9 protein-coding genes are annotated in these 10,795 nt (G+C 65.3%); 6 read left to right on the top strand and 3 right to left on the bottom strand.

From position 1 onward, the window contains the following. The first annotated feature begins 283 nt into the window (after positions 1-283). Positions 284-1,261 carry a cation diffusion facilitator family transporter gene (locus Q0C23_RS03255; protein ID WP_291510949.1) on the top strand — a complete coding sequence of 326 codons (978 nt, stop codon included), beginning with the start codon at positions 284-286 and terminating at the stop codon, positions 1,259-1,261. Here the strand turns inward: Q0C23_RS03255 and Q0C23_RS03250 are convergent. Further along, complete coding sequence (locus tag Q0C23_RS03250; protein WP_291510948.1) at positions 1,242-1,823, bottom strand: methyltransferase domain-containing protein; 582 nt, start codon at positions 1,821-1,823, stop codon at positions 1,242-1,244. The two genes, Q0C23_RS03255 and Q0C23_RS03250, sit on opposite strands and share 20 nt — an antisense overlap. A 219-nt stretch (positions 1,824-2,042) precedes the next feature. Between Q0C23_RS03250 and glgC the strand changes: the two genes are divergently transcribed. The 5 genes from glgC to murI all read left to right on the top strand — a co-directional run bounded on the left by glgC (position 2,043) and on the right by murI (position 8,934). Continuing rightward, a complete protein-coding gene (gene glgC / locus Q0C23_RS03245) occupies positions 2,043-3,353 on the top strand; it encodes a glucose-1-phosphate adenylyltransferase (protein WP_291510947.1) in 1,311 nt (436 codons plus the stop codon). 3 nt (positions 3,354-3,356) lie between these two features. Continuing rightward, positions 3,357-5,063 carry a glycoside hydrolase family 57 protein gene (locus tag Q0C23_RS03240; RefSeq protein ID WP_291510946.1) on the top strand — a complete coding sequence of 569 codons (1,707 nt, stop codon included), beginning with the start codon at positions 3,357-3,359 and terminating at the stop codon, positions 5,061-5,063. Further along, positions 5,064-7,073, top strand: coding sequence for an alpha-amylase/4-alpha-glucanotransferase domain-containing protein (locus Q0C23_RS03235; RefSeq protein WP_291510945.1), 2,010 nt, complete (start codon positions 5,064-5,066; stop codon positions 7,071-7,073). After that, a complete protein-coding gene (locus Q0C23_RS03230) occupies positions 7,063-8,010 on the top strand; it encodes an ROK family protein (RefSeq protein WP_291510944.1) in 948 nt (315 codons plus the stop codon). The genes Q0C23_RS03235 and Q0C23_RS03230 overlap by 11 nt, the downstream gene beginning before the upstream one ends. 99 nt (positions 8,011-8,109) lie before the next feature. Beyond that, entirely contained in the window at positions 8,110-8,934 is an 825-nt protein-coding gene (gene murI / locus Q0C23_RS03225; RefSeq protein ID WP_291510943.1) for a glutamate racemase, read from the top strand. Here the strand turns inward: murI and Q0C23_RS03220 are convergent. Then, the gene (locus Q0C23_RS03220; RefSeq protein ID WP_291510942.1) at positions 8,921-9,247 is read right to left on the bottom strand and encodes a hypothetical protein; all 327 of its coding nucleotides are present in this window, start codon (positions 9,245-9,247) and stop codon (positions 8,921-8,923) included. The genes murI and Q0C23_RS03220 overlap by 14 nt on opposite strands. Before the next feature lie 217 nt (positions 9,248-9,464). After that, the gene (locus Q0C23_RS03215; protein ID WP_291510941.1) at positions 9,465-10,754 is read right to left on the bottom strand and encodes a DUF445 domain-containing protein; all 1,290 of its coding nucleotides are present in this window, start codon (positions 10,752-10,754) and stop codon (positions 9,465-9,467) included. Positions 10,755-10,795: the final 41 nt, after the last annotated feature.

Genomic DNA, 10,795 nt, shown 5'->3' with positions numbered 1-10,795 from the left:
CCAGCAGCTCGGCGCGCGGCCAGCGCGGGTCCGATCCGTAGGCGCGACGCAGGGCGGCGGTGAGGGAGGCTGGCAGGGATAACCAGGGCCAGAGCCCTTGCGGTCCGTGGCGGCGAGGGGCGAGATGGGATCTCATGGCCTCGGATATTCCAGACTTTTGCCCAAAGGGTCAATCGGGCTTTGTGCCGGCGCGAGGTGGCCCTGGTGCGACCTTGGAGAAGCGGCGACAATGACGATCTCTTGCACGGTCTGAGGGACACTCGTGGCTCGATCCTCCACGTCAATGCCGTCTGTGGGCGCGGCGCCGGCCGGCGGTGCTGGCCATTCCCACCATCACCATGGCCACGATCATCACCACGGGCATGCCGCGGCGGGGAGCGGTCGCGCCCTGCTCTGGAGCCTGCTGCTGATATTGGGCTACGCCACCGTCGAGGCGGTGGCGGGTTGGCGTGCCGACTCCATGGCGCTTTTGGGCGATGCCGGGCACATGCTCACCGATGCCGTGGCGCTGGCCATGGCGCTGCTGGCGGCGCGCCTGGGACAACGCCCGCCGTCGCCGCGCCACAGTTTTGGTCTGGGACGGGTGGAGGTATTGGCGGCAGTCTTCAATGTCCTGCTGATGCTGGGTATCGTCTCGGCCATCAGCGTCGAGGCCGTACGTCGCCTACTGCATCCGGAGGTGGTGGATGGACCCGTGGTCATCGTCGTCGCTACCCTGGGTCTTCTACTGAACCTTGCCATTGCCCTGCTGCTGATGAAGGGCGCACATTCCCTCAATCAGCGGGCCGCCCTGCTGCACGTGCTCGGTGACCTCCTGGGCTCCCTGGCGGCTATCGTCGCCGGTATCGTCATCGTCAGCACCGGCTGGGATCCCATCGATCCGATACTGTCCTTGTTCATCAGCGCGCTCATCCTCGTTTCCAGCCTGCGCCTGCTGCGCGAGACCGTCCACGTGCTCCTGGAGGGCACCCCGCGCGGGCTGGAGCTGGAAGCGGTGGGCAAGGCCATGGCGGCGGTGGCGGGCGTGGATTCTGTGCACGATCTGCACATCTGGGCCATCAGCAGCGAGCGTCTGGCATTGTCGGCACACCTGCAGCTGCGTGAACTCGCGGGCTGGCCGGAGATTCTGGAGCGGGAGCGAGAACTGCTGGCGGAGCGCTTCGGTATCGAGCACGTCACCTTGCAGCCGGAGTTACCCTTGCACCCGCTGCGGCGCTGGGCCGAGGCCCCCGGCGTCGGACTCAGGAAGGAAGGTGCCTGAGGGAGAAACTGTCGACCCGTGCTGGTGGCAGATTGCGCCAGACAAAGTGGCCACCGTCGTGTTCGAACACCTGGGGGATGATGCTGTGGCAGGAGCTCCGGGGATGATAGGTGAACTGGATGAACACGGTGCCCGGGCGGCTGATCCCCGGAAACTGGTCGAGAATCTGGCGAACCACCGAGGCCGGCATGCTGCGCAGCGGCAGACTGGAAACGATGGCACGGGCGGTGCCTCGTGCACCGAGGTAGTCCTCCAGACGGGCGGCATCGCCTTCGATGACCTCCACTCCGGGGAAGCGGCGCCGCAGGTGGGCGACCATGCGTGGGGAGCGCTCCACCAGGATGAGGTCCGCCGGCGCGACGCCGCGCTCCAGGAGGGCACGGGTAACGGGTCCAAGCCCGGGGCCCAGCTCCAGAACGAAGCCGTCGCCCGCGGGAACCAGGCCCGCCATCTTGCGCGCAAGGTAGGGTGAGCTTGGGAAAACGGCGCCGATGGCGCGGGGGTCGCGCAGAAATTCGCGGGTGAAGTGCCAGAAGCCGGGTCTGCTGGTGGGTGTGCTCATGCTCGTCCTCGGACTTGCCGCCTTGTGTGCGCATCTAGATTAGCACGACGGCGGCGCGGGCGTCTTCCCGCCGGCCTTGCCAGGTTCCTCGCTCTTCGGTTAACGTGATCCGGAATATTCCGGTGTGTCGTGCGGCTGCGGTGATGGACGCATCGCGTCTGAGGATCGGCAACGCGGGCTATACTGTGCGTAGGGTGTCGCCACGGGAGGAGGGCTATCATGTCTGAGGATGGAATCACCGGTGTGGCCAACTCCCCGCGTTTCGTCAGTAATCTCACCAAAAACTCCCTGGCCTTGGTCCTCGCCGGTGGCCGCGGCAGCCGCCTGGGACCGCTGACGGACTGGCGGGCCAAGCCGGCGGTACCTTTCGGCGGTAAATTCCGCATCATCGATTTCTGCCTTTCCAACTGCATCAATTCCGGCATCCGCCGGGTGGGCGTGCTGACCCAGTACAAGGCGCACAGCCTCATCCGTCACCTGCAGCTGGGCTGGGGTTTTCTGCGCGGCGAATTCAGCGAATTCATCGAGATCCTGCCCGCCCAGCAGCGCATGAACACCGGTTGGTACAAAGGCACTGCCGATGCCATCTTCCAGAATATCGATATCCTGCGGGCCCATCGGCCCCGCTATGTGGTGATCCTGGCGGGCGACCACATTTACCGGATGGACTACGGGCAGATGCTGGCGGAGCACGTACAGACCCAGGCCGACATGACCGTGGCCTGCATCGAGGTAGGGCTCGAGGAGGCCCGCAGCTTCGGCGTGATGTCCGTCAATCACGAGGATCGGGTGGTCGCCTTCACGGAAAAGCCCAACGACCCCGTGCCCATCCCCGGACAAGCCGATCGTGCCCTGGCGAGCATGGGCATCTACGTGTTCAATACCGATTTCCTGTACGAGCAGCTGATCCGCGACGCCGACGATCCCCAGTCCAGCCACGACTTCGGCCACGACCTCATCCCCTACATGGTGCCTCGCTATCGGGTCATCGCCCACCGTTTCCGGCACAGTTGCATCTCCAGTGCCGGCAGCGGCAATCCGCAACGCTGCTATTGGCGCGATGTGGGCACCATCGATGCCTACTGGGCAGCGAACATCGATCTCGTGCACGTGACACCGGACCTCGACCTCTACGACAGCCGCTGGCCCATCTGGACCTATCAGGAACAGTTGCCGCCCGCCAAGTTCGTCTTCGATGATGAGGGCAGACGTGGCGTCGCCCTGGACAGCCTGGTTTCCGGGGGCTGCATCATCAGCGGCGCCACCGTCCGGCGTTCTTTGCTCTTTTCCAACGTGCGCGTCAATGACGGCAACACGCTGGTGGAGGATTCCGTGATCCTGCCCAACGTGCGCATGGGCGAAGGTGCGCGGCTGCGCAAGGTGGTGGTGGAGAAGGGCGCCATCATTCCGCCGGGACTGGTGGTGGGCGAGGATCCGGTGGAAGACGCCCGGCGTTTTCATCGCACCCCCGGTGGCGTCACCCTCATTACCCCGGAATCGCTGGGGCAGCAGCTGCACTTTGTGAGATAGCCCATGCCACCTGCCCGGGCCCTGCACGTCATCCTCTGCTGGCACATGCATCAGCCCGACTATCGGGATGGCGACGGCGAGTATCGTTTCCCTTGGACCTATCTGCACGCCTGCAAGGACTACACCGACATGGTGGCGCACCTGGAGGAGAACCCCATGGCGCGGGCGGTGTTCAACTTCGTCCCGGTGCTGGTGGAACAGTTGCAGGATTATGTCCAGCAATTCGCCGAGGGCCGTTTCCGCGACCCTTTGCTGCGGGTCCTGGCCACCGAAGATCTCAAGGATCTCGTGCCGGAAGTCCGCCACTACCTGCTGGAACAGTGTTTCCGGCTCGATCCGGAACACATGCTCCACCCCTTTCCGGGCTACCGCCGCCTTTATGAGCTCTGGCAGTTCATCCGCCAGGACGCCAGCGAGATGGTGGACTATCTCTCGGTGCAGTACGTGGCCGATCTCGTGGTCTGGTACCACCTGGCCTGGACCGGGGAGACGGTGCGGCGACAGACGCCGCTGATTCAGGAGCTCATGGCCAAGGGCTCGGGTTACAGCTGGGAGGATCGGCAAAATCTGCTGCACTGCATCGGCGACTTGCTGGCGGGGCTCCTGCCCCGCTATCGGGCGCTGGCCGAGAGTGGTCGCATCGAGATCTCCACGACTCCCTATGAGCACCCCATCGCTCCCTTGCTGTTGGATTTCACCGTCGCCCGGGACGGCGAGCCCGATGCCCATCTGCCCCAGTGCCCCGCTTACCCTGGTGGCGAGGAACGCGTGCAATGGCAACTAGACGCCGCCTTGGACCGCCACCGCCAGGATTTTGGGGTGGCGCCGCAAGGACTGTGGCCAGCCGAGGGCGGGATCTCTGCCGCCTTCGTCGAGATTCTGGGCCGCAAGGGTGTGCAGTGGACTGCCACCGGTGAGGGCATCCTCGCCCGTAGCCTGAGCCGTAGCGACCGTGGCGACGCGCCCGCCCGCGAGCGTCACGACTATCTCTATCGTCCCTACCGCCTGCGGGGCGACGGTCCCTGGCTGTTCTTCCGCGACGATGCCCTGTCCGATGCCATTGGCTTCGATTACAAGAGCTGGTTTGGCCACGATGCCGTCACCGATTTCGTCCAGCGTCTCGAGGCCATCTGGCGGCAGACGGAGGATCAGGCTTTCCCGGTGGTGAGCATCATCCTCGATGGGGAAAATGCCTGGGAGTACTACCCCTACAACGGCTACTATTTCCTCTCCGAGCTCTACCGTGCCCTGGCCAACCATCCCCATCTGCAGCTCTGTACCTTCCGGGATTTCCGGCGCGATCATCCGCAGGCCTGCACCGTCCTGCCGCAGCTGGCTGCCGGGAGCTGGGTCTACGGCAGTTTCTCCACCTGGATCGGTGACCCCGCCAAGAATCGCGCCTGGGATCTGCTCTGCAGTGCCAAGAAGGCGGTCGATCAGCAGCTCTCCGCACTGACGCCGGAGCAGCAGGGGCGGGTCCTCAAGCAGCTGGCGCTGTGCGAGGGCTCGGACTGGTTCTGGTGGTTCGGGGATTACAATCCCGCGGAGTCCGTGCGCGATTTCGATGCGCTCTATCGCGCGCACCTGCGTGAGCTCTATCGTCTCCTCAGGCTGGCCCCGCCAGCGGAGCTGGACCAGCCCATCAGCCAGGGCGGGGCGCCGGCGGAAGCGGGAGGCACCATGCGCCGTAGTCATCATCAAGGAGACTAAATGCCCCCTGCCACCCCCTTGCTCCTGGGAGTCCACGCCCACCAACCCATCGGCAACTTCCCCGAGGTCATCGACGACGCCGTGGCGCGCTGTTATCACCCATTTTTCGAGGTGCTGTCGCGCTATCCCGAATTCCCCTTTGCCGTCCACATCAGCGGCTGGCTGCTGGGATATATGCTGGAGCATCACCCGGCCACCACGACCCTGCTCATCGACATGGTCGCGCGGGGCCAGACGGAGCTGGTGGGTGCCGGCGATACCGAGCCCGTGCTGGCGGCTATTCCCTACCTGGACCGGGTAGAGCAGGTGGAGGCCATGAGCGAACGTCTGGAGCAGGCCTTTGGCGTGCGTCCACAGGGCGCCTGGCTCACGGAGCGGGTCTGGGATCCCAGTGTGGTGCCAGCCCTGGTGGATGCCGGTATCCGCTACGTGATGGTAGACGACTACCATTTCCTCTGCGCCGGGGTGGCGTCTGAGGCGCTGGGGGGCTTCTACCGCACGGAAGAAAACGGCCAGGCCATCGATGTTTTTCCCATTGCCGAGCGCCTGCGCTACCTTCTGCCCTTTTCCGAGGCAGGCCAGGCCATCGCAGAGATCGGCGGCCGTGCGGGACAGGCGGCCATTTATTTCGACGACATCGAAAAGTTCGGACTCTGGCCGGAGACCTACGACTGGGTCTATGGCCGCGGCTGGTTGGAGCAGTTCATTCAGGGGGCACTTGCCCACGAAGGCATCGTTCCCACGCACTATCGAGACTTCCTGGCACAGCAGCGACCCCTCGGGATCGTCTACCTGCCCACCGTTTCCTACTCGGAGATGAATGCCTGGACCTTGCCGCCGGCGGCGGCGCACCAGTACGAAGCCCTGCTCCACCAGGAGCGCGATGCCGGCCGTCTGGGGGAACGCAAGGCCCTGATCCGCGGTGGCATCTGGAAGAATTTCCTGAGCCGCTATCCCGAGGGCAACTGGATGCACAAGCGGATGCTGCAGCTGTCGGCCCGCTTCCACGCTCTGCCCAAGCGGCGGCAGAGTCCGGCCATGCGCGCCGCCCTGCACGCGGCGCAGGCCAACGACGCCTACTGGCATGGGCTTTTTGGTGGCATCTACCTGCCGCACCTGCGTCGCGCCGTCTATCACGCTCTGCTCACCCTGGAATCCCTGCTGGATGGAGTGCAGAAACGACCGACCCTTACGGCCCTGGATATCGATCTGGACGGTCGCGAAGAGTGGCTCTGCCACGATGCAGAGGCCCAGATCATCGTCGCTCCCGAGCCCTTCGCGAGCATTGTCGAGTGGGACCACTATGGTCGCCGTCACAACTTTGCCGACACCTTGGCACGACGGGATGAGGCCTACTACGAGAAGATTCGCCAGGGCGCGAGCACCGTGGCACCGGAGCACGGCGGTATCGTCTCGGCCCACGACCGGGTGAGTTTCAAGACCCAGATCGGTGTCGAGGACCTGGTTTTTGACGATATTCCCTGTCAGAGCTTCATCGATCGTCTGGGCGATGTCCGCCTCGAGTATCGCATCGAGGGCGAGAACAAGGGCCTGCGCTTCGTCGCCAGCGCCGCACCGAGTCACCTGGTGCACAAGGCTTATCAGCTGCGGCGCGGTGTCCTGCAGGTGGATTATCGTCTCACGCCCCAGGATGCGGGGAGTGGAGAGATACCCTTTCGCACTCGGCTCTATCTCGCCATGCCCAGTTGCGACGGTCCCGGCGGTCGGCTGCTGGTGGACGACATTCTCCAGGGCGGTCTGGGCACGCCGGCGCAAGGCAGCTCCGCGAGCCTTGTCGCCATCGAGGACGATGTCCTGCAGGGGCGTCTGGAACTGCGGGTGGACCGGCCTGTCGCCTGGCAGGTGCGCCCGCATTGGAGTATCTCCCAGTCCGAGGCCGGTTTTGAGCGCATCATGCAGGCGCTGGTACTGGATCTACAATGGTCCGTGGCCTTGGGTCAGGAGTGGACCTGTGTGCTGACGGGAAAGGTGCAAGGCCATGGCGGATAAACTCTGTATCGGCGTCGATGTCGGCGGCACCAATCTGCGCTTCGGTGTGTTCCAGGGCGCGGAGTGCCTGCGCTGCACGCGACGTGAGGTGGATCTGCGGCAGCGCTGTGAGGCAGCGAGCGACAGCGCCGCCGCCCGCGAGATCGTGCTCACTGCCCTGGCCGAGGGTATCCACGAATTGCTGCCCGACTTTCCCGAGGTGGCGCGCGTGGGTCTCGCCTTCCCGGGTTTCGTTGATCACGACGGGGTGCTGCTCAAGTCTCCCAATATCCCACAACTGGAAAATTTTGCACTGCAATCGGAGCTTGCGCAGCGCCTGGGCCTGCGGGTCATTGCCGAAAACGACGCCAATGCCGCCGCCTACGGCGAATTCTGGGAGGAGCGGCAGGCCCACCCGGAGCTGCAGGACCTCCTCTATGTCGGTCTGGGTACGGGCGTGGGTGGCGGCTGGGTACACCACTGCCGGCCCTGGCGCGGTGCCCACGGTGCCGCCATGGAAATCGGTCACCTGATCGTGGTCCCTGGGGGGAGGCGCTGCGGCTGTGGCAATCAGGGCTGCCTCGAACAGTACGCCTCGGCGCGCGGCGTGCAGGCCAGCTACGTGGAAGCCACGGGTACGGCGCCGGAGCCCGCCGTCATTGCCCAGATGGCGCGCGACGGGCACGCTGAGGGGCGGGCCGCCTTTGCCCGGGCGGGACAGTGTCTGGGGCAGGCGCTGGCCCACGTGCTCAAGGTGGCCGATGTGGGTCTGCTGCGGGTAGGTGGAGGGCTCAGCGCTGCCTGGGACTGTTTCGCGGACGATTTTCTCCAGCGTCTGGACCAGGATCTGATCCCGGCCCTGCGCGGCTCCGTCGAGGTCAGGCGCGGCAACAACGATGACCTTGCCGGCATGCGCGGCGCTGCACTGTTGGCCAATGACGATCCGCGGCGTCCCTAGACGGGCAGCGCCTCGGGTCGCGCCCTCCGTGCCACGAAAGAGATCGGCGAGTGTCCGGCCCCCGGTCCCGGGCCCTACCTGGGGTGCTGCGTTCTGACCGTGCGTATCGGTGTCTTTGATTCTGGTCTCGGCGGTCTGAGCACTCTGCTGGCGTGTCTGCGCTATCTGCCCGAGGCAGAGTATCGGTTCTTCGGGGACGTGGCCCACGCGCCCTATGGGGACAAGGACCCTGCGCTCGTGCGCCAGTGGACGGCCGAAGCCTACCAGCGCTTCCTGACGGCGGGGGTGGATGCCGTCGTCCTTGCCTGCAACTCCGCCACCAGCGCTGCCGCCGCACCCTTGCGAGAGCAGTCGCCGGTGCCCATCCTGGGCCTCGAGCCAGCCATCAAGAAAGCCCTGGATACAGAGGAGGGACCCGTGCTGCTGCTGGCGACGACCTTGACGGTGACGGGCGACAAATTGCGTATTCTGCTGCAGCGCATCGACAGCGCCCGGCGGGTACGGCCGGTGGCCTGTCCCGGGCTGATGGAGATCGTCGAGGGACAGGCGTCAGACTGGCGTATCGCGGCCCAGAACTATTGGCGCGAGCGCCTGTACCCGCATTTCGAGGAACTGCAGCCGAGTGGCCTGGTGCTGGGCTGCACCCACTACTGCTGGTTGGAAAGGGAGTTTCGCCAGTGGGCGGGACCCGACTGCCGAGTCTACGATGGCAACGACGGCGTGGCGCGGCACTTGTGGCGTCGGCTCTTCGGCACGGAAGCCCCGTTACCCGGGGCACTGCCCCGTAGCGCCCGCATCCGCCTGGAGTTCAGCGCCGATGCAGATCGCAAGAAGAAACTCGCCCGCGACTGGCTGGCCAGCCGCGGTGTACAGCTTCAGGAGCGGGTGCAGGACACCCGCATCCGTCCCCTCAGTCGAGGCTGACGCCCTCTTTGGTGAGGCGGACGCCGTACTTCTTCGCTTGCGATTCACCCTGTTCGTAGGCCAACTCCGCCAGTTTCTGGGCGTGCTCGGCCTTGGCTACGGCCTCGTCGTACTTGCCGGCCTTGTCGGCTGCCTCGGCCTCCTCGAGTAGCTTGGGTGTGGCAAGCCACTGATAGTGGATGGCTTCGGTCTTGGCCATGGCGGCCTTGGCACTGTTGATGGCCTGCTGCGCCTCGGCAGCGGTGGCGGCCACGGCGCCAAGACTCCACACCAGTGCGCTGGAAGCAAGCAGAGCAAGCATGAGACGTTTCATGTGAACCTCCTTTTTCGGGGAATCCCATCGACCTTTGCGCAGCAGCCTGCAGGATTCGTTCCCGACCCCGCAATCTGCCAACTCTCCGCCGCGGCGGCCTTTCCCTGCGCAAGTAGGCTGGGTGGTGGCCGAATTCGTCCAATTCTGCGCCGGCATTTCGGCCCCTTGGGGGCAGTTGCCGTGATGCATGGAATGCACTGTGGTCCGTACAAGGCCGTCACGGACCGCCCACGATCAAGAGCGCGGTGGCGTGGATCAGCACCCCGACACAGCCACCCACCAGGGTCCCGTTGATGCGGATGTACTGCAGATCGCTGCCGATACCGTCCTCCAGGAGCCGCACCATGTCGGCAGTGGGCCAGGCGTCGATGGTGGCGATGATGTGTTGCTGCAGGTTTTCCTGGACCGCCGGTGCCAGCGATCGGGCGCTGTCCATCAGATAGGCGTCCAGGGCCGTGCGCAGGCTTTCCTGGGTCTCGAGCCAGTGCGCGACCTGTCCGAGCAGGCCGATGAGGGTACGACGCAGGCGCGACTGGGGCGAGCCAAGATCGCTCTCGAGCCAATGCCCCAGATCCAGCACGATGGCGTCGACGTAGCTCAGCACCGCAGGATCGTCCAGGATCTGCTGTTGCCAGTGCTGGATGTCGGCACGCCAGCCCGGGTCCTGCTGCAGACGCGTGGCGGTGCGCGCGACCCAGGCATCGAAGGCCAGCCTCCGTGGGTGTTGCGGATCGACGCTGATCTCCGTCAAAAGCTCGTGCAGGGCGCGCACGAGGTTGCGGGACAGATGGTGGGAAAGATTGCTCGGATCCACTACGCTGCCAAGCCACGAGAACAGGGTGGGATAGGCGCGCTGCAGAAGGGTCTCTATCTGTTGGGCCAGCTGTTCCTGCACCGATTCACGGGAGAGCCAGCTCTGCAATTGGTCGATGCCTTCGTCCAGCAGCTCCTGGTGGCGACCATGGTCGGTGAGCATCTGCATTAGCCTGCCGAGCCATGGCCCCAGATCCAGCGCCTGCAGTTGCCGACCGATGGCAGCGCGCAGAGCACTGCGAAACGGCTCGATGCTACCCATATCGAGGCCCCGCTGGAGCAGAGACAGCAGCTGTTGCGCCAGCAGATGCCGATGGCGATGGCTGCGCAGCCAGCGGGCGAGACTGGCGGCGGGTTTCTGCCGCGCAAGAATCTGGACGAGTGCCTCCGTCTGCAGGAACTGACCGCGGATGAAGGACGCGAGACGTCGGCTCAGGCGCTCGCGCTGGCGAGGCAGGATCGCCGTGTGCGGTATGGGCAGCCCGAGGGGATGGCGGAACAGGGCGACTACGGCAAACCAGTCCGCCAGGCCGCCGATCATGGCGGCTTCGGCAAAGGCGCCGGTCCAGGCGTAGGGACCACGCATGCCCTGCCAGGCCGAAAAAAGGAAAAGCAGCGTGGCCGCAATCAGCAGGGCCAGGGCAATGCGACGGCTGCGGCGCAGCGGGGTCGTCCTCGGCGCAGCGGTGTTCACGCGCGGCCCGCCGTCGGGGACAGGACGGATTCCTCGAAGAT

The sequence above is a fragment of the Acidithiobacillus sp. genome, assembly GCF_023256195.1.
Lineage (GTDB): Bacteria > Pseudomonadota > Gammaproteobacteria > Acidithiobacillales > Acidithiobacillaceae > Acidithiobacillus_A.
The sequence above is the reverse complement of the archived record's forward strand: the minus strand, read 5'-3'. Positions and strand labels throughout refer to the sequence as shown.

Excerpts from the sequence above, each read along its gene's own strand:
- Q0C23_RS03255 (WP_291510949.1), top strand. The coding sequence starts at position 284 with ATGCCGTCTGTGGGCGCGGCGCCGGCCGGCGGTGCTGGCCATTCCCAC.
- Q0C23_RS03250 (WP_291510948.1), bottom strand. The coding sequence starts at position 1,823 with ATGAGCACACCCACCAGCAGACCCGGCTTCTGGCACTTCACCCGCGAA.
- glgC (WP_291510947.1), top strand. The coding sequence starts at position 2,043 with ATGTCTGAGGATGGAATCACCGGTGTGGCCAACTCCCCGCGTTTCGTC.
- Q0C23_RS03240 (WP_291510946.1), top strand. The coding sequence starts at position 3,357 with ATGCCACCTGCCCGGGCCCTGCACGTCATCCTCTGCTGGCACATGCAT.
- Q0C23_RS03235 (WP_291510945.1), top strand. The coding sequence starts at position 5,064 with ATGCCCCCTGCCACCCCCTTGCTCCTGGGAGTCCACGCCCACCAACCC.
- Q0C23_RS03230 (WP_291510944.1), top strand. The coding sequence starts at position 7,063 with ATGGCGGATAAACTCTGTATCGGCGTCGATGTCGGCGGCACCAATCTG.
- Q0C23_RS03220 (WP_291510942.1), bottom strand. The coding sequence starts at position 9,247 with ATGAAACGTCTCATGCTTGCTCTGCTTGCTTCCAGCGCACTGGTGTGG.